Annotated in this window: 17 protein-coding genes and 1 pseudogene; 14 read left to right on the forward strand and 4 right to left on the reverse strand. The window is 62.9% G+C overall.

Annotated elements, in window-relative coordinates:
* Positions 1 to 90: 90 nt before the first annotated feature.
* From F2982_RS25980 to F2982_RS25990, 3 genes are read left to right on the forward strand one after another with little or no spacing between them, the layout of a single operon-like run.
* Positions 91 to 1,005 carry a cytochrome c gene (locus F2982_RS25980; RefSeq protein WP_203430405.1) on the forward strand — a complete coding sequence of 305 codons (915 nt, stop codon included), beginning with the start codon at positions 91 to 93 and terminating at the stop codon, positions 1,003 to 1,005.
* A 40-nt stretch (positions 1,006 to 1,045) separates the two neighbouring features.
* A complete protein-coding gene (locus F2982_RS25985; RefSeq protein WP_203431184.1) occupies positions 1,046 to 1,300 on the forward strand; it encodes a type II toxin-antitoxin system HicA family toxin in 255 nt (84 codons plus the stop codon).
* On the forward strand, positions 1,297 to 1,638 hold the full coding sequence (locus F2982_RS25990; protein ID WP_203430406.1) for a type II toxin-antitoxin system HicB family antitoxin: 342 nt from the start codon (positions 1,297 to 1,299) through the stop codon (positions 1,636 to 1,638). The genes F2982_RS25985 and F2982_RS25990 overlap by 4 nt, the downstream gene beginning before the upstream one ends.
* Positions 1,639 to 1,704: 66 nt before the next feature.
* Here F2982_RS25990 and uxuA read toward each other — a convergent pair whose 3' ends face one another.
* A complete protein-coding gene (gene uxuA, locus F2982_RS25995; protein ID WP_203430407.1) occupies positions 1,705 to 2,892 on the reverse strand; it encodes a mannonate dehydratase in 1,188 nt (395 codons plus the stop codon).
* Positions 2,893 to 2,943: 51 nt separating this feature from the next.
* On the reverse strand, positions 2,944 to 3,666 hold the full coding sequence (locus tag F2982_RS26000) for a GntR family transcriptional regulator (protein WP_203430408.1): 723 nt from the start codon (positions 3,664 to 3,666) through the stop codon (positions 2,944 to 2,946).
* 211 nt (positions 3,667 to 3,877) lie between these two features.
* On the opposite strand from F2982_RS26000, the pseudogene F2982_RS26005 reads away from it, so the two are divergent.
* From F2982_RS26005 to F2982_RS26020, 4 genes and pseudogenes are all read left to right on the forward strand, one after another.
* A pseudogene (locus F2982_RS26005) lies at positions 3,878 to 5,052 on the forward strand (extracellular solute-binding protein).
* A 53-nt stretch (positions 5,053 to 5,105) separates the two neighbouring features.
* On the forward strand, positions 5,106 to 6,212 hold the full coding sequence (locus tag F2982_RS26010; RefSeq protein WP_203430409.1) for an ABC transporter ATP-binding protein: 1,107 nt from the start codon (positions 5,106 to 5,108) through the stop codon (positions 6,210 to 6,212).
* Positions 6,209 to 7,090, forward strand: coding sequence for a sugar ABC transporter permease (locus tag F2982_RS26015; protein ID WP_203430410.1), 882 nt, complete (start codon positions 6,209 to 6,211; stop codon positions 7,088 to 7,090). The genes F2982_RS26010 and F2982_RS26015 overlap by 4 nt, the downstream gene beginning before the upstream one ends.
* Before the next feature lie 3 nt (positions 7,091 to 7,093).
* On the forward strand, positions 7,094 to 7,936 hold the full coding sequence (locus F2982_RS26020) for an ABC transporter permease subunit (RefSeq protein ID WP_203430411.1): 843 nt from the start codon (positions 7,094 to 7,096) through the stop codon (positions 7,934 to 7,936).
* Here F2982_RS26020 and F2982_RS26025 read toward each other — a convergent pair.
* Both F2982_RS26025 and F2982_RS26030 read right to left on the reverse strand, forming a co-directional pair.
* The gene (locus tag F2982_RS26025) at positions 7,933 to 9,297 is read right to left on the reverse strand and encodes an APC family permease (protein WP_203430412.1); all 1,365 of its coding nucleotides are present in this window, start codon (positions 9,295 to 9,297) and stop codon (positions 7,933 to 7,935) included. The genes F2982_RS26020 and F2982_RS26025 overlap by 4 nt on opposite strands.
* Before the next feature lie 99 nt (positions 9,298 to 9,396).
* The gene (locus tag F2982_RS26030) at positions 9,397 to 10,110 is read right to left on the reverse strand and encodes a GntR family transcriptional regulator (protein WP_203430413.1); all 714 of its coding nucleotides are present in this window, start codon (positions 10,108 to 10,110) and stop codon (positions 9,397 to 9,399) included.
* Between the two features lie 268 nt (positions 10,111 to 10,378).
* Here F2982_RS26030 and F2982_RS26035 point away from each other — a divergent pair, with 268 nt between their 5' ends.
* The 7 genes from F2982_RS26035 (at position 10,379) to F2982_RS26065 (ending at position 18,701) form a co-directional block, all read left to right on the forward strand.
* Positions 10,379 to 11,461, forward strand: coding sequence for an ABC transporter ATP-binding protein (locus F2982_RS26035; protein WP_203431185.1), 1,083 nt, complete (start codon positions 10,379 to 10,381; stop codon positions 11,459 to 11,461).
* 29 nt (positions 11,462 to 11,490) lie between these two features.
* Positions 11,491 to 12,789 carry a PotD/PotF family extracellular solute-binding protein gene (locus F2982_RS26040; RefSeq protein WP_203430414.1) on the forward strand — a complete coding sequence of 433 codons (1,299 nt, stop codon included), beginning with the start codon at positions 11,491 to 11,493 and terminating at the stop codon, positions 12,787 to 12,789.
* Positions 12,790 to 12,944: 155 nt separating this feature from the next.
* A complete protein-coding gene (locus tag F2982_RS26045) occupies positions 12,945 to 13,859 on the forward strand; it encodes an ABC transporter permease (protein ID WP_203430415.1) in 915 nt (304 codons plus the stop codon).
* 1 nt (position 13,860) lies between these two features.
* Positions 13,861 to 14,682, forward strand: a complete 822-nt coding sequence (locus F2982_RS26050; RefSeq protein ID WP_203430416.1) for an ABC transporter permease — start codon at positions 13,861 to 13,863, stop codon at positions 14,680 to 14,682.
* A 1-nt stretch (position 14,683) separates the two neighbouring features.
* On the forward strand, positions 14,684 to 15,418 hold the full coding sequence (locus tag F2982_RS26055) for an aspartate/glutamate racemase family protein (RefSeq protein ID WP_203430417.1): 735 nt from the start codon (positions 14,684 to 14,686) through the stop codon (positions 15,416 to 15,418).
* Positions 15,419 to 15,555: 137 nt separating this feature from the next.
* Positions 15,556 to 17,952, forward strand: a complete 2,397-nt coding sequence (locus F2982_RS26060; protein ID WP_203430418.1) for a glucan 1,4-alpha-glucosidase — start codon at positions 15,556 to 15,558, stop codon at positions 17,950 to 17,952.
* Positions 17,953 to 18,002: 50 nt separating this feature from the next.
* Positions 18,003 to 18,701: an ROK family protein gene (locus F2982_RS26065; RefSeq protein ID WP_203430419.1), complete on the forward strand. Its 699-nt coding sequence runs from the start codon at positions 18,003 to 18,005 to the stop codon at positions 18,699 to 18,701.
* The last annotated feature ends 15 nt before the right edge of the window (positions 18,702 to 18,716 follow it).

Here is an 18,716-nt window from a genome sequence, read left to right on the forward strand (position 1 = left end):
AAGCTTTCGGTCCGCCCCTGCCTTGCCGCGGGTGCGGACCGGTTTATGTTCAGCCGGGATATCCGGTAAAAAACATGGGGGTAGCGGCCGATGGTCCGCAGGTTCATCCGCTTCGTGCTCTGTCTGATCGGCGTCGTCATCATCGGCGGCGCGGCCTTCTATTTCATCACCGCGCCCAATCCGCTGCCCGAAAGCCACTGGGCCGATCTCGGCGCGCCCGATGTGAAGAACGGCGAGATGGTGTTCTGGGCGGGCGGCTGTGTCAGCTGTCATGCGGCGCCCGGTTCTGAAGGCGATGCCAAGCTGACGCTCTCCGGCGGTCTGGCGCTGAAGAGCCCCTTCGGCACCTTCCATGTCCCCAACATCTCTCCGGATGAAAAGGCAGGCATCGGCACCTGGACGCTGGCGCAATTCGGCAATGCCATGAAGCGCGGCGTCGGCCCGCAGGGCCAGCATCTCTACCCGTCCTTCCCCTACGGCTCCTATGCGCGCCTCAGCGACAAGGACGTCAACGACCTCTTCGGCTACATCAAGACGCTGCCGAAGAGCACGAATGTCGCCCCGCCGCATGAGCTGCCGTTCCCCTATAATATCCGTCTGGCGCTTGGCGGCTGGAAGTTCCTCTATTTCAACGATCAGCCGCGCGTCGTGCTGGCGAATGCCGACGACAAGCTGAAGCGCGGCCAGTATCTGGTCGAAGGTCCCGGCCATTGCGGCGAATGCCACACGCCGCGCGATGCGCTGGGCGGCTTCAAGCCCGACATGTGGCTGGCAGGCGCGCCGAACCCGGAAGGCGAGGGGCGCATCCCCAACATCACCCCTGGCGGCCAGGATGTCGGCAACTGGAGCGAAGCCGATATCGCCAACTACCTCGAAACCGGCTTCACCCCGGATTTCGACTCGGCCGGCGGCTCGATGACCGAAGTCCAGCAAAACATCGCCCACCTGCCGAAGAGCGATATCGAGGCAATCGCCGCCTATCTGAAGGCGGTGCCGAAGCGGTGATGCTTGCAAAAAATGCTAGCATCGCTTACCTTTATTGCTGATGAACGGGCGGCATCGACGGACATTGCAGGCAGTCTTCCACGATCCGGTCTCCGGCTCGATCGTCTGGGACGATATTGAAAGCCTGCTCGTCGCGGTCGGCTGCACCATTATCGAAGGAAACGGCTCGCACGTGAGGTTCGAGAAGGACGGCAAACTCGCCTTCTTCCATCGCCCGCATCCGGAGAAGGAAGCCAAGCGCTATAAGGTCAAGGATACCCGGCGCTTCCTGCAGTTATTGGGAGTTGAGCCATGAATGTCATGAATTACAACGGATATGCAGCGCGCATTGAGTTCGATGCTGAAGACGAGATCTTCTTCGGCAATATCGCCGCCATTTCCGATGTCATCGGCTTTCATGCGGATACGGTCGAAGGCCTGAAGACGGCCTTCCACGAAGCGGTCGACGATTATGTCGAAACCTGCCGGAAGCTCGGCAAGGAGCCGCAGAAAACCTATTCCGGCAAGATGATGTTCCGTGTCGACCCTGATGTCCACGCCCGCGCGGCACGGGCCGCGGAGCTGGCGGGCAAGAGCCTGAACCAGTGGGCCGAAGAGGTGCTGGCAACGGCCGCGGATAAGTCCGCCGCTTGAGAAGAGTGAGCGCCGCCGCTCGGCCGCTTAAGAAAAAGGCGGCCTCCGGGATGCCGCCTTTTCTGTTTAGGACGGGATCGAACCCAGCGCGTAGAGAATGCCTCTGAGCTCTGCGAGACCGCGCATGCGGCCGATCGCCGGGTAGCCTGGCGTGACGGTCTTGGTGAGGTCGTCGAGCATGCGGTGGCCGTGGTCGGAGCGGAAGACGATCTGGTCGCTGGCGCTGCGCTTGTTGTCTTCGGCGACCAGTTCCTTGAGCACGGCGACCATGTCGACATCGCCCTCGAGATGGGCGCTCTCGTGGAAGGAGCGGCCGTCGCCCTCGCGCTTGGTGGCGCGAAGATGGGCGAAATAGATGCGCGAGGCAAAGCGGCGGGCAATCTCGGGCATGTCGTTTTCGGCGCGCACGCCGAGGCTGCCGGTGCAGTAGCACATGCCGTTGGCCGGCGATGGCACGGCGTCGAAGAGGGCGGCATAATCTTCGGCATTGGAGGCGATGCGCGGCAGGCCGAACAGCGAACGCGGCGGATCATCGGGATGCAGCGTCAGCTTGACGCCGCGGGCTTCGGCGGCCGGCGTGACAGCCTGCAGGAACTCGATAAGGTGCTGGCGCAGCTTCGGGGCATCGATGCCGGCATAGGCAGACAGGACCTCGCGGAAACCGGGGATCGTCAGCGGCTCGGTGGTCGATCCAGGCAAGGCCGAGGTGATGATGCGGGTGATCTCGGCGACCTCCTCTTCGCTCATCTCGTCGAAGACCTCGCGAGCGCGCTTCTGGTCTTCTTCGGAATAATCGTTTCCGGCGCTCTGGCGCTGCAGCACGAAGAGATCGAAGGCGGCGAAACGCTCGTGATCGAAGCGCATGGCGGTCGCGCCTGTCGGCGTGATGTAGTCGAGCTCGGTGCGCGTCCAGTCGACGACGGGCATGAAATTGTAGCAGATGATCGGGATATCGCAGGCTGCGACCGCTTCCATGCTGGCGATCCAGGCTTCGATCTCGGCTTTCGCCTTGCCGCCCTTGCGCTTAACCGCATCGGGGATCGGGATGCTTTCGACAACCGACCAGACGAGCGGCGAGCGCCCTGCAGGCGTCGTCTCGATCATCGATTTGCGCTCGGCGACTTCCTTTTCGGTCCAGGCGCGGCCGATCGGCACCTGATGCAGCGAGGAGACGATGTTCGTCGCGCCGGTCTGGCGCACCTCGTCCAGTGTCACCGGGGCTTCAGGCCCAAACCATCTCCAACCTTGCCGCATCGGTTTCCTCCTCGTCTGTCTTCTGTTTCTTGTTTCGTTGCTTTGCCGGGATCAGCAGAAATAATCGGGATAGCGGGTGCGCAGCTCCGCTACGTCAGGGATGACGGCGCTGAGGTGATGCAGCATCGCCTCGCGGGCGGCCTCCACGTCATGACCGGCGATCGCGTCACGAATGACGATATGCTCGCGCACGACATTGTCCATGCGTCCGAGCGCCGGCAGCGTCAGGCGGCGGGCGCGGTCGATCTGCACCTTTACCGTCTTCAGGATCGTCCAGATGCCGGGGTAGCCGGCAATCCGGGTGATCGCCTCATGGAAGGCCTCGTCTTCCTCGTGGAAACCCGAGGTGTCGCCGAGCGAGGCCAGCGATTTCTGCCGGCTTATGATCATGTCGAGCCGCTGGATATCGGCCGGTGTCGCGCCGCGGGTCGCAGCTTCGACTGTCGTCGTCTCCAGCGCCTTGCGAACGACAACGGCTTCGGGAATGGCGGAAACCGGAACACGGGAAACGACGGTCGCCGATTGCGGATAGATATCGACGAGGCCGCCTTCGGCGAGCCGCAGCAGGGCTTCTCGCACCGGGGTGCGGCTGACGCCGAATTCCTCGGCGATCTTCTTCTCCTGAAGCGACATTCCCGGCGGCATGCGCAGCGAGACGATATCCGCATAGAGCTGGTTGAAAATGGCATCCGCAGTCGTCACGCGGCGCAGCTTCGCCGGTCTTTCCGTCATAGGCGGAAAGTCGATCGCTTCGGAACCGGATGCCTGCCGCATGCTATTTCCTGCACGTTGACTCTGTTGTGCATACTAGTATATCAATCCTCATCCATTGCCAAGGCTTGCCGAAGAGGAGCGGTCGCTTTGCAAGGCTTTCAACCGCTTTTCGGTGGTTGAGCCGGCGCTTTGATCTCGCCTGGCAGATCACGGGAGAGCTGGTTGTCCGGGTTCATTCGCCGACAACAGCACAAGAGGAGGAGAGACCGTCATGAACATCACACGCAGAACATTCGTCAGCACCGCGGCGGGCGTTGCCGTCGCCGGCATGCTGCCGAACCGGCTTTTCGCGCAGGCAAAGAAGCCTGCCAGCCCTGTCACCATCACCATCGCAGACGTCGCGGGCAATCTGGCGCTGACCCAGGGCATGTTCGAAGCCTATGCTGCTGAGAAGGCCGATTGGGTATCGAGCTTTGCCTTCACCAAGGCACCGGCACCGGAACTGCCGGGCAAGATCAAGGCGCAGCAGGCCGCAGGCAAGGTCGATATCGATCTGGTGCTGACCGGCACCGACGCGCTGTCGGCCGGTGTCGACCAGGGCCTCTGGATCGATCTCGGGGCTCACAAGTCCGAACTGCCGAACCTGGAAAGCATCCTGCAGCCGCAGGCCTTCAAGATGCAGGGCCTCGCCAAGGATCAGGGCGTCGTCGTCACCTATTATCCGTCGGGCCCGCTGATCGAATATATGCCCGACAAGGTCGCGACCCCGCCGAAGACGGCACAGGAGCTGCTCGACTGGACCAAGCAGAACAAGAACAAGTTCCTCTATGCCCGTCCGGCCAATTCCGGCCCGGCCGCACGCTGCTCATGGGCCTTCCCTACCTGCTCGGCGACAGCGATCCGCGCGATCCGGCAAAGGGCTGGTCGAAGACCTGGGAATATCTGGCCGCTCTCGGCGAGAACATCGAATATTACCCGACCGGCACCGCCGTCGTCTTCAAGGAGCTCGGCGAAGGCACGCGTGACATCGTCGCGACGACCACCGGCTGGGATATCAACCCGCGTGCGCTCGGCATCGTTCCGGCTGAAGCCAAGGTGCAGAAGCTCGATGGCTTCCACTGGGTCACCGATGCTCACTACGCCGTCATTCCGAAGGGCGTTTCCGACGAGAAGGTCGCGGTGCTGATGGATGTCCTGAACTACATCCTGCAGCCGAAGCAGCAGGCGATCGCTTATGACGCTGGCTATTTCTATCCGGGTCCGGCCGTCAAGGACGTGACGATCGACATGGCGCCGCAGGAAAGCCAGGACGTGATCAAGGAATTCGGCCGTCCTGAATATGCCGACTGGATCGCCAACAACCCGCTGGAAACGCCGCTCGAGCCGAAGCAGCTCGTCGAAGCCTTCCGCATCTGGGACGAAAAGATCGGCGCCAAGAAGGGCTGATTTCAAAAACGGCGCCGGCCGGTTGAGCCGGCGCCCCTCATTGCTTTTGACATATGGAGCTTGGATTGAACGCGCCAGTCCAGAACGCTGCGCCGTCTTCGCGCAACAATGCCCGCCTCGAACTCGACGGCATCCGCCGCTCGTTCGGCGCCTATAACGCGCTCGACGGTATCGATCTCGCCATCGAGCCCGGTGAGTTCATCGCGCTGCTCGGCCCGTCCGGCTGCGGCAAGTCGACGGCGCTGAACTGTATTGCCGGATTGCTCGGCCTTTCCGGCGGCGAAATCCGTCTCGGTGGCAACCGCATCGATCAGCTGGAGCCTGAAAAGCGCGGCTTCGGCATGGTGTTTCAGAGCTACGCCCTCTTCCCGCATATGAGCGTGCGAAAGAATGTCGGCTTCGGCCTTGCCATGCAGGGCATCAAGGGACCGGAGGCGGACAAGCGGATCAATGATGCGCTGGCGCTGGTGCGACTGGAAAGCCAGGCGGAAAAACTGCCCGGTCAGCTCTCCGGTGGCCAGCAGCAGCGCGTGGCGATTGCGCGTGCCGTCGTCATCCGCCCGCCGATTGTCCTCATGGACGAGCCGCTGTCGAACCTCGATGCCAAGCTGCGTCTCGAGATGCGCGCCGAAATCCGCGGCATCCACGACCAGATCGGCTCGACCACGATTTACGTCACCCACGACCAGGACGAGGCGCTGTCGCTTGCCGACCGCATCGTCGTCATGAGCCAGGGCCATATCGAACAGATCGGTACGCCGCAGGATCTCTATCAGCGGCCGGTCAATCTGAATGTCGCAGACTTCATGGGCTTCCGAACCCGCATTCCCGGCAAGGTCGTTTCGGTCTCCGGTGACGAAGCAACCATCGAGGCTGCCGGTGCGCGGTTGACGGGCACGATGCGCACGCCGCTGCAGGCCAGTGACAGCGCAGTCCTCTCCGTTCGCCCGGAAGATTTGGTCGCGACGGGCGCCGCAGATGGCATCCCGGCGACGGTTGCGAGCATGGAATATCGCGGCCGCGCCTTTTTCGGCATGGCCAAGGCCAAGGACGGATCCGACCTCTATTTCCGCGCCGATGACCCGCTGGCGCGCGGCGCCGAGACGCGGCTGCAGCCGGTCGCCGGACGGGCGCTGCTCTTCAAGGGAACTCCCGCATGAGCGGGCCGTCGCTCCGCACCCGGCTTGCCGCCCGCGGCCTCGACGGCACGACCTTGCTGGTCCTGCCGGGCCTGATCTTCATGATCGCGCTGTTCGTCTATCCCTTCCTCTACGGCGTCGTGGATTCGCTGACGCCGAAGGATGGCGGGGCGTGGTATGCGAATTACGTCAAGTTCTTCAGCGATCCGTTCCAGTACAACACCATCGGCGCGACCATGTGGCTGGCGCTGCCTGTCACCATCGTCAACCTGGCGCTCGCCGTGCCGATTGCGTTTCGCGTCCGCCTCATGCGGCGCCAGCGGTTGCTGACAACCATCCTTGTGCTGCCGATCACGCTCGGAACGGTTTTCGTTGCTGATGGTCTCCTGACGTTCCTCGGGCCGCGCGGCTGGTTCAATCACACGTTGCTGGCGCTCGGCATCTTCAGCGATCCGGTCAAGCTCACCAACAATTACTGGGGCGTCTTCGCCTCGCTGCTGATCACCGGCTTTCCCTTCGCCTTCCTGCTGACGCTCTCCTATATCACCGGCATCGATCCGGCGATCGAGCAGGCAGCGGCGACGCTCGGCGCCAGCCCGCGCCAGCGCTTCTTCCGGGTCTTCCTGCCGCTTCTGGTGCCCGGCCTTGCCGTCACCTTCTGCCTCGCCTTCGTGCAGGCCTTCGCGGTCTTTCCATCCGCGGTGCTGCTCGGCGCGCCGGCGGGGCCGACGCGGGTCATCTCGATTGCGGCCTATCAGGCGGCCTTCGAGCAGTATGATCATTCGCTGGGTTCGGCGATCGCGCTCATCATGGGAGCCGTCGAACTCGTCGTCGTGGTGGCGATCCTCGGCTGCCGTTCCTTCTTCTATCGCGGCCCTGCCGGCGGCACGAAAGGCTGAGCCATGATCCGTGATCAGGGACTGACATCGAAAATCTGGCGCTTTGCCGTCTGGGCCATTGCCGCGCTCTTCATCCTCAACCTGCTTGCCGTCATCGCCGTCGTCATCATCAATTCCTTCTCGACGCGCTGGCTCGGTACATGGCTGCCGGCCGGCTGGACCACGCGCTGGTATTTCAGCGCCTGGAAAGAATTCCAGCTGTCGAGCGTCGTGCTCGTCACCTTCCAGATCGTCTTCACCGTCACGCTGATCTCCGGCCTGCTCGGCGTCATGACGGCCTATGCGCTGGCGCGCCGGGATTTTGCCGGCAAGAAGCTGATCGTGCTGCTCTTCCTGCTGCCGCTGCTGATCCCGCCGCTGACCTACGGCATTCCGCTCGCCACCGTGCTCTACCAACTCGGCCTCGGCGGCACCTTCTGGGGCGTGGTGCTGATCAATCTCGTGCCGTCCTTCCCCTTTGTCGTGCTGGTGATGATCCCGTTCATCGAGCAGATCGATCCGCGCATCGAGGCGGCGGCCCGCGTCTTCGGGGCGGGAACGACGAGCCTGTTCATCCGCATCCTGCTGCCGCTGCTTCTGCCCGGCATGCTGGCGGCACTGCTGCTCGTGCTGGTGCGCACCATCGCCATGTTCGAGCTGACCTTCCTGATCGCCGGGCCGACGACGCAGACGCTTGTCGTCTCGCTCTATTACGCGGTCTTCGCTTCAGGCGTGCGCGCCGCGCAATCGATCGACGCCATGGCGGTGATCTACATGATCACGACGCTCTTCTGGCTGATCATCGCGCTGCAGTTCGTCAACCCGACGCAGATCGTTGCCCGCGCCAAGCAGCAATCCTCGCACTAATCACTCTGGTTCGCGCTGCTTCGCATGAAGCCGATCGTCGCGAACCAGAGGACGGCGCCGATGCCGATCAGGATCGCAGCGATGGCATACTGAACGGGGTCGCGCCCGGTCCACGGGCCGACCAGGAACAGGCAGGTGGCCGCGCCGAGGATCGGCACGATGGTCGGCGTGCGGAAATGCGGGTGATCGACCTTGTCCTTCCGCAGCACGAGGACGGCGATGTTGACGACGGCAAAGACACCGAGCAGCAGCAGCGCCGTCGTGCCGCCAAGCGCCGGTACGCCGCCGGCAAAGAGGATGAGCCCGACGGCAAGCAGCGACGTGAAGCCGATCGCGATGTAGGGCGTCTTGCGGCCGGCATGCACCTTGCCGAGCACTTCGGGCAGCACCTGCTCGCGGCTCATGCCGTAGATCAGCCGGCTCGCCATCATCATGTTGATCAGCGCCGAATTGGCGACCGCAAACATGGTGATGATGCCGAAGACGCCGACCGGGAAGTTCGGCGCTCCTGCCTGAACAACCTTCAGAAGCGGCGTCTCGCCTTCGCCGAGTTCAGCGGCCGGCACCAGCGTGATCGCCGAGATGGCGACGAGCACATAGATGACGCCGGTGATGAACAGGCCGCCGAGCAACACCTTCGGGAAGATCCGGCTGGGCTCCTTGCACTCCTCGGCCATGTTGACCGAATCCTCGAAGCCGACCATCGCGAAGAAGGCGAGTGTCGTTGCCGCGATGACGGACCAGAACACGCCGTGCTCGCTGCTCGGCTGGAAGGTCCAGGCGCGCGACACATCGCCTTCGCCGCCGGCAATCGCCCAGAAGCCGATGCCGATGATGATCAGCAGTCCCGTCAGTTCGACGACGGTCAGGAGCACGTTGAGCTTCACGCTCTCGCCGACCCCGCGGAAATTGACGGCGGCGACCAGGGCGATGAAGGCAACGGCGATGAAGGTCACGCCGTAATCGCCGAAATCGAAACCGAAGGCTTCCGAGAAATTGGCGGCGAAAGCGCGCGATGCCGTCGAGGCCGAGGTGATGCCCGAGGACATGACGGCAAAGGCGATCAGGAAAGTCAGGAAGTGGATGCCGAAAGCCTTGTGCGTGTAGAGCGCCGCACCGGCCGCACGCGGATATTTGGTGACCAGTTCTAGATAGCTGAGCGCCGTCAGCAGCGCGACGACGAAGGCGATCAGGAAGGGCAGCCAGACGACGCCGCCGACTTCGGCCGCGACCTGTCCGGTCAGCGCGTAGATGCCGGTGCCGAGGATGTCGCCGACGATGAAGAGGAGCAGCAGTCCCGGCCCCATCACCCGCTTCAGCTCCGGCTGCTCCGGCAAGGTTTCCAGTGGCACACCGCTCATCAACGCCTCCTTGAATGTCAGCCGCTCAGGCTCCTTTTTGGAACTAGAGCGCGAATTCTGGAAGAAAAGCAGAGATTTGCCCGTCAGGCGTGCCGTGTCTCAGATCGAGAAGGCTTCCTTGAGGCCGAAGCCTTTGCGCTCGCGAAGGTCGAGATCGGCCTCGATATGGGAGATGTGATGCACCATCAGATGGCAGGCGCGGTCGAGATCTTTGGTCTCGATCGCGGTGACGATATCGCCATGCTCGGAATGGCCGCAGCTCGAAACGGCGGACTGGCCGTAGAGGGCGATCACCAGCGAGGAGCGGGCGACGAGCTCCTCCATGAAGCGCTGCATGATGGCATTGCCCGAGATCGATGCCAGCGTCAGGTGAAAGTCGCCGGATGCCTTGATCTCGGCGCGCCGGGCCGTCTGGCCGCGCTCGCCGATCAGCCGGCCCTCTTCCTGCAGCAACTGCCGCAGGTGCTGGATCTGCGAGGGCGTGATGCGGGCAGCCGCCTCGCGCAGGATGCCGGGTTCGACGAGCCGCCTCGCGGCAAAGATCTGTCGCGCTTCATCCGGGGAGGGGTAGGCGACAAAGGCGCCGCGGTTCTTCTCGACATTGACCAGCCCTTCATAGGAGAGTGCCTGGAGGGCGGCGCGTGCCAGTGTGCGGCTGACGCTGAAGAGATTGCCGACATCGGCTTCCGAAAGCTTCGTGCCCGGCGCAAGCCGCCGCTCGACGATCGCTTCGCGAATGGCGTCACGAATCTGCTGCGTGCTGCTATCGGCTGAATCGTCCGCCTGCGAAAGCGCGGTGGCTGATGGGGTCATGGAAAAGGCACCTGATTGCAACCGTGATGATAACCAGCTTCGGGTCAAAAGTTAAACGAATTTTGCGCGCAAAATGGCGCTCAAATTGTATACGATCCTTTGCGTAAATTGCAGACGAAAGCCTATTTCCTGTGCAGAATTTGTGTCGCCTCTAAATTGGGCTTTCGCCGGTCTGACGCCGATTTCCATTGAATTCTAGGGCTTTGACGCAGTGCAATAGAAACTGGCACGGCAGATGCATTGTCTTACTCGAACAGGGGAAGACATGATGTCGAAAGCGGCAGAGATCGATATTGCATCCGTTTCCAAAGTCTATGGCTCCACGACAGCGGTGCATGCCATCAGCCTCAAGATTCCGGCAGGGTCATACTGCTGCTTCCTTGGCCCGTCGGGCTGCGGCAAGACCTCGACGCTGCGGATGATCGCAGGTCACGAGACCATTTCATCGGGCGACGTGCGTCTCGGCAACACCGTCGTTACCGACTTTCCGCCGGCCAAGCGCGGCACGGCGATGATGTTCCAGTCCTATGCGCTCTTCCCGCATCTCGACCTCGTCGACAACGTCGCCTTCTCCTTGAAGATGAAGGGCGTCGAGAAGGAAGAGCGCCGCGCCAAGGCGCTCGAGATGCTGAAGCTGATGCAAATGGACGTTTATGCATCCCGCCGTCCGGCGCAGCTTTCCGGCGGTCAGCAGCAGCGCGTGGCGCTGGCGCGCGCGCTGATCACCGACCCCGAAGCGCTGCTGCTCGACGAGCCGTTGTCGGCGCTCGATCCCTTCCTGAAGATCCGCATGCGCGCCGAGCTCAAGAAGCTGCAGAAGTCGCTCGGCATCACTTTCGTGCATGTGACGCACAGCCAGGAAGAGGCGATGGCGCTCGCCGACCTGATCGTCATCATGAACGACGGCAAGATCGAGCAGGCGGCTTCGCCGCGCCAGGTCTTCGAGCAGCCGGCAACTGCCTTCGTCGCCCGCTTCATGGGCGATCACAACGTGCTCTCCGGCCGCGTGACCTCGGTCAAGGACGACATGCTGATCCTGGAAGCGCCCGAGGGGCAGACCTTCTCGGTGCGTGGCAACGGCAAGCTTGCGGGAGAAGCTGTCGATATCGGCGTGCGCACCGATCGCGTTCGCCTCGAAGCGGCCACCGACAAGACGCTCGGCTTCGGTGGCGTCGTCTCCAACATCGAATATCGCGGCGCGACGGTGAAGATCACCGTCATCGGCGCGGGCAGTGACGACTTCACGGTCATCGCGAGCGACGGCGATTATTTCGCCAAACCCGTATCGGTCGGCGATGCGGTGTCTCTTAGTTGGGCTCTGGAGGACGCCGTCCTCCTCGGCCGTGCATGAACCTCACCACCATAAGAAGGGGAACTGACATGACGACTGAAACGAAGACGACAAAGCCGCAGACGGGTATCTCCCGCCGCTCGCTTCTCAAGACCGGCGCTGCCGCAATCGGCGCTGCTGCCGGCTCCGGCCTGATCACTGGCTTCCCGACGATCTGGGCGCAGTCCAACATCACGCTGCGCCAGTTCGGTACCGGCGTTTCGAACATCAATGCGATCGCCGAACAGTGCAAGAAGGATCTCGGCATCACGCTCGAAATGACGGCGACCGATTCCGACGCGGCTGCCCAGCGCGCCGTCACCCAGCCTGACAGCTACGACATCGCCGACATCGAATACTGGATCCTGAAGAAGGTCTATCCGACCGGCGTCATCCAGCCGATGGACGTCAAGAAGCTGAAATATTACGACAAGGTCGTTCCGCTCTTCAAGAACGGCAAGCTGAAGGCCGACAGCGTCATCGCCCAGGGCACCGCGCCGCACACCGTCGGCTATGTCGAGAGCGCCGATGCCAAGACCTTCGCCAAGGGCGAGACCGAACTCTTCACCATGATGCCGACCATCTACAATGCCGATACGCTCGGCATCCGTCCCGATCTCGTCGGCCGCGATATCACCAGCTGGGCCGATATCATGGATCCGAAGTTCAAGGGCAAGACCTCGATCCTCAACATCCCGTCGATCGGCATCATGGATGCCGCGATGATCATGGAATCGCTCGGCAACATTAAATATGCCGACAAGGGCAACATGACCAAGGAAGAGATCGACAAGACGATCGAATTCCTGATCAAGGCCAAGGGCGACGGCCAGTTCCGCGCCTTCTGGAAGAGCTTCGACGAGTCGGTCAACCTGATGGCCTCGGGCGAAGTCATCATCCAGTCCATGTGGTCGCCGGCCGTTGCCGCCGTCCGCTCCAAGGGCATCGCCTGCAAATATCAGCCGCTCAAGGAAGGCTACCGCTCGTGGGGCGGCGGCCTCGGCCTCGCCTCGCACCTCAAGGGCGCAGAGCTCGATGCGGCCTATGAATATATCAACTGGTACACGTCCGGCTGGGTCGGTGGCTATCTCAACCGCCAGGGCTACTACTCGGCCTGCATGGACACCGCCAAGAACTTCATGACGGCCGACGAGTGGGGCTACTGGATCGAAGGCAAGGCGGCGCAGGGCGATATCCTGTCTCCGGAAGGCAAGGTCATGGAAAAGGCCGGCGCAGTCCGCGACGGCGGCTCCTTCGAAGAGCGCATGGGCCATGTCGCCTGCTGGAACTCCGTCATGGACGAGGACCGCTACATGGTCCGCCGCTGGAACGAGTTCATCGCGGCTTGAGGTGATTGCGGCTTTCCCCTCCCTAACCCTCCCCACAAGGGGAGGGAGTTAGCAGAGGCCGCGACAGAACTTCTCCCTCCCCCTTGTGGGGAGGGCTGGGGAGGGGTCTTTGGATCCCTCTCGCTCTCCGTTTCAAAAGTCCGAGAGGATGGCAGATGGCAACGATCGCTTCCGCACAGCCGGCTGAAAAACTCGACCGCGTCCGACGCCGCCGCGCCCGTCTGCCGTCGGTGGCGATTTCCTATCTGCAGGCGCTGCCGCTCTTCGTCATTCTCGGCGCCTTCTTCCTGTTGCCGATCGCAATGATCGCCGTCGTCAGTTTCTGGGACTACGATTTCGCCGGTCTCTATCCGGCCTTCCTGACCATGAACTACACCGATACGCTCGGTTCGTGGGTCACCTGGAAGACCTATCTCAACACGCTGAAATTCACCGTCATCGTCTGGGGGCTGACGCTGGCCATCGGCTTCTGGGTCGCCTATTTCCTGGCCTTCCATATCCGCAAGACCTCGACGCAGATGATCCTGTTCCTCGTCTGCACCGTCCCCTTCATGACCTCGAACATCATCCGCATGATTTCCTGGATCCCGGTGCTCGGCCGCAACGGCCTCATCAATCAGGCGCTGGTCTCCGCAGGCATCGTGCCGCAGCCCATCGAGTGGCTGCTCTATTCCGATTTCGCCGTGGTGCTCGCCATGGTCCATCTCTACACGCTGTTCATGGTGACGCCGATCTTCAACACGCTGATGCGCATCGACCGCTCGCTGTTCGAGGCGGCGCGCGATGCCGGCGCCAGCGGCTGGCAGGTGCTGTGGAATGTCGTGCTGCCGCTCGCAAAGCCCGGCATGGCGATCGGCTCGATCTTCGTCGTCACCCTCGTCATGGCCGACTTTTCCACCGTCCAGGTCATGTCCGGCGGCCAGAGCGCCTCTGTGGCGCTGATGATGAAGAACCAGATGTCGCTGCTGCAGTATCCGGCGGCGGCCGCCAATGCCGTCGTCCTTCTCGCCGTCGTGCTGCTGATGGTCGCCGCCATCCTGCGCGTCGTCGATATCCGCAAGGAGCTCTGAGATGAACCGCGAAACGCGCAGCCTCGAATTCTATGTGCTCGCCCTGTTCTTCATCATCTTCGTGCTGTTTCTCTATGGCCCGCTCTCGGCGATCCTGATCCTGTCCTTCCAGGGGCCGGATGGCGGCCTGACCTTCCCGCTGAATGGCGTCTCGGTACACTGGTTCTTCAATCTCTTCGAGAAGCAGGCGGTCGGCGATTTCGGCGCCTCCTTCACCCGCTCGTTCACGCTCGGCCTGATGGTCATGGTGGTGACGGTCGTGGTCTCGCTGCTCGCCGGTCTCGCCTTCCGTCGGAAGTTCCGGGGATCCACCGCGCTCTTCTATGCAACGGTTGCCAGCCTCGTCGTGCCCTCGATCATCATCTCGCTCGGCATCGGCGTCGTCTTCCAGCAGAGCGGCCTCAAGCCCGCCTGGTATTCGTCGGCCTTCGGCGCCCATCTCACCTGGACGCTGCCCTTCGGCGTGCTGATCATGTTTGCCGTGTTCAACCGCTTTTCGCCGGCTTACGAAGAGGCGGCGCGCGATCTTGGCGCCAGCTCCTGGCAGACGTTCCGCCATGTGGTTCTGCCGATGATCCTGCCCAGCCTGATCGGCGTCGGCCTGTTCGGCTTCACGCTTTCCTACGACGAATTCGCCCGCACGCTGATGACGTCAGGCAGCTACAACACGCTGCCGCTCGAAATCTACGGCATGACGACCAACGTCACGACGCCGGTGCTCTATGCGCTGGGAACGGTCACGACGGTCTTCTCCTTCACCATCATCCTCGGCACGCTCGGCATCATGACAATGCTCGGCCGCCGTCAGGCAAAGATCAAATAAGATGCGCATATTGCTGGTTAATCCGAATACCACGGCCTCAATGACCGAAAAGGCTGCGGTTGCCGCCCGCGTGGTCGCCGCATCCGGAACAGAGATCATCGCCGCCACCTCCCGCATGGGGCCGGTGTCCATCGAAGGGCATTATGACGGCGCCCTGGCGATCCCCGGCCTGCTGGCAGAGTTGAAGGAGCGGCAGACGGACGGCTACGATGCGGCCATCATCGCCTGCTTCGACGATACCGGCCTTGAGGCCGTCCGCAGCTTCTGCGATGTGCCCGTGCTCGGCCTCTGCGAATCCGCCGTGGCGACCGCCGGCTTTCTGGCGCAGCGCTTCACAGTGGTGACGACGCTGGAGCGCTCGCGCGTGCTGATCGACAACCTAGTCAGGCGCTACGGCATGGGCGACCGTGCCAAGGTGCGGGCCTCCGATATTCCGGTGCTTGAACTCGAAAACGAAGCCTCGGGTGCGATCGGCAAGCTGCGCGCCGAAATCGAGCGGGCGCTCGACGAGGACGGCGCCGAGGCGATCGTGCTCGGCTGCGCCGGGATGACCGATCTCGCCCGGGAACTCCAGGCGCATTACGGTGTGCCCGTCGTCGATGGCGTCGCGGCCGCCGTCAAACAGGCGGAAGCGCTGGTTTCGCTCGGTCTTTCCACGAGCAAGCGCGGCTCCTACGCCTCGCCGCTGGCAAAGCCCTTTACCGGCGCGATGAGCCATTTCGCACCGGCCGGATGATGCCGGCCGCGTCACCTTGACGCCCTAGCCGCATCCCCGATCACTCTCTCCTCGACAGCTTCCACGTCAGGTGCTTTCCTGATGCCTCGCGCGCACTATCTTCACTGCGCCGAAGCCCAAGACGGAGGATCAGGTCAGTGTCGCAGCCATCCACCCCTCCGGGCGCGCCGGGCATAGAGCCGCGCTGGACCTCAAGCGACAAGACCGCCGTCGGGCGGGCTGCCGGGGAGGCGGGCAATCTCTGGTTCACCGCCAGCCACGGCATCCTCAACGAGGTCTACGCGCCGCGCCTCGACCAGGCGAGCATCCGCGATTTCGGCTTCGTGGTGACAGCCAAAGACTATTTCTCGGAAGAGAAGCGCGATGCCGATCATCTCGTCGAAACGCTTGAAGACGGCGTTCCCGCCTTTCGCCTGACCAACACATCCAGAGACGGCCGTTACCGGATCACCAAGGTGATCCTCGCCGATCCCGATCGTGAAGTCCTGCTGCAGGACATCCATTTCGAAGCGCTGGTCGGTGATCTCCAGGATTATCAGCTGCACGCGATCGTCTCGCCGCATCTCGTCAATGGCGGCGCCAACAACACAGGCTGGTACGACGATTTCAAGGGGCATCCGATGCTCTTTGCTTACGGTACCGGCCGTTCGCTGGCGGTTGCCTCGTCGGTGCCGTGGATTGCGCGCTCGGTTGGCTTCGTCGGCTTTTCCGATGCCTGGCAGACGTTGTCGCGAGGCCAAGGTCTGCGCGAGGACTATCAGCGCGCCGAGGACGGCAATGTCGCGCTCGGGGGTACGATCGACCTGTCGCAGACGGGTGGGCGTGCCCTGCTTGCGCTCGGCTTCGGAACGCAGCCCGAGGAGGCCGCCTTCCGCGTGCTGCTCAGCCTGCAGCAGGGGACCGAACCGGCGCTGAAAACATTCAAATCGGGCTGGCGGGAATGGCAGGGCAAGCTTCTGCCGCTCGACGAGCCGCATGATTCGCGCGAGCTCAACCGTTACCGTGTTAGCACCAGCGTTCTCGCCACCCATCGCGACGATGCCTCTGGCGCTATCATAGCCAGCCTGTCGATCCCCTGGGGATCGGCGAAGGGTGACGACGATCTGGGCGGCTATCATCTCGTCTGGACACGCGATCTGGTGGAGACCGCAGGCGGGTTGCTGGCGGCCGGTGCCGAGCAGGATGCGCTTGCGGTGCTCGATTACCTCGTGGCGACGCAGGAGGCCGATGGCCACTGGGTCCAGAATTCCTGGCTTGACGGGCGTCCCTACTGGAAGGGCATCCAGATGGACGAGACCGCCTTTCCGATCCTGCTTTACGACATGCTGCTGCGGGCGAAGGTGATCGGCCCGGCCGATGCCCGGCGTTACGCCGGTATGATCAAGGCTGCTGCCCGCTATATCGTCCGGAACGGCCCATGCACGCAACAGGACCGCTGGGAAGAGGATGGCGGCTATTCGCCCTTCACGCTCGCCGTCGAGATCGCCGGGTTGCTGGCTGCCGCGGATGCGATGGAGGTATCAGGCGACGCGGATGTGGGGCGCTATCTGCGCGAGGTTGCCGATAGCTGGAACGAGCAGATCGAAAGCTGGACCTACGCGACCGGCACGGAGCTGTCGAAAAGCCTCGGCATCCACGGCTATTACATGCGGATCGGCAGCTTTACCGGCGAAGGACACAAGCGCTCTCCGGCGTTGGTGCCGATCAAGAACCGCACCAACGCGGAGATGACGCTGGAATCCGGTCTGCTCGTCAGCCCGGATGCACTGGCGCTCGTCCGTTTCGGCCTGCGGGCGGCGGATGATCCACGGATCGTCAATACGGTGAAGGCGATCGACGCGCTGCTGAAGCGCGATCTTCCGGCCGGTCCCTACTGGTATCGCTACAACGAGGATGGCTACGGCGAGAAGGAGGACGGCTCGCCCTTCGATGGCGCGGGTATAGGCCGCCTCTGGCCGCTTCTGACCGGCGAGCGGGCGCATTTCGAGATCGCGGCCGGACGGACCGAAGAGGCCGCCAGGCTGCTGGCGACGCTGGAGGCATCTGCAAGCCCCGGCGGCCTGCTGCCGGAGCAGATCTGGGACGAGGCCGACATCGCCGACAAGGAGCTGTTCCTCGGCCGCCCCTCGGGCAGTGCCATGCCGCTCGTCTGGGCGCATGCCGAGCACATCAAGCTGCTGCGCTCGCTGAAGGACGGCGCCGTCTTCGACATGCCGCCGCAGACATTGGCGCGCTACGTCAAGGGCAAGCCCGCGCCGTCGCCGTGGATCTGGCGCACCAACTCGACCTACGACACCATTTCGGCCGGGCGCCTGCTGCGCTTCGAGCTGTTCGAGCCCGCCTATGTCCACTGGTCGTCGGATGGCTGGAACACGGTGCATGATGTGACGGCGCGGGACACGTCTATGGGCACCTGGATCGCCGACCTCTCGACGGATGGCATCGCCGTCGGATCGGTCATCTCCTTCACGATCTTCTGGACCGGCCGAAACGACTGGGAGGGCAGGGATTTCCAGATCGCTGTCACCACCTAATTCCTCCCTCCCCGGCCTATCAACGCGAAATTTCAAAGCAGGATTTTCCCATGGACGCCCCCGCCGATAGCTCCAACACACAGAAGACGGTCCTCGCCATCGATCTCGGTGGTTCGCATGTGAAAGTGCTCCTCAGCACCGGTGGCGAAAAGCGGGCGATGGTCTCGGGTCCGGACATGTCGCCGGACAAGATGGTCAAGGCCGTCAAGGAAATGGCGAAGGGGCTGGAATTCGACGTCATCGGCATGGGCTATCCCGGCCCGATCGAAAATAACCGGCCGTCGCTCGATCCGCATAACCTGGCGCCCGGCTGGAAGGACTATGATTTCGAAAAGGCCTTCGGCAAGCCGCTGAAGCTCGTCAACGACGCGCTGATGCAGGCGATCGGCAGCTATGAGGGCGGGCGCATGCTGTTTCTCGGTCTCGGCACCGGCCTTGGCGCGGCGATGGTCGTCGACAAGGTCTGCCTGCCGATGGAGCTAGCGCATCTGCCCTACAAGAAGAAGCAGACCTTCGAGGACTATGTCGGCCTGCGCGGGCTGGAGGCGCATGGGAAGACGAAGTGGCGCAAGTCCGTCGCCGATGTCGCCGCGCGGCTGAAGGCGGCGCTGCAGCCCGACTACATCGTCATCGGCGGCGGCAATGTCGACAAGATCAAGGACCTGCCGGAAAACTGCCGCCGCGGCGACAACGAAAACGCCTTCAAGGGCGGCTTCCGCATCTGGCAGGATCCCGAGCTGAAGCTGTGACCCCGCCGGTGCGGC

Source organism: Rhizobium sp. BG4 (genome assembly GCF_016864575.1).
Classification (GTDB): domain Bacteria; phylum Pseudomonadota; class Alphaproteobacteria; order Rhizobiales; family Rhizobiaceae; genus Rhizobium.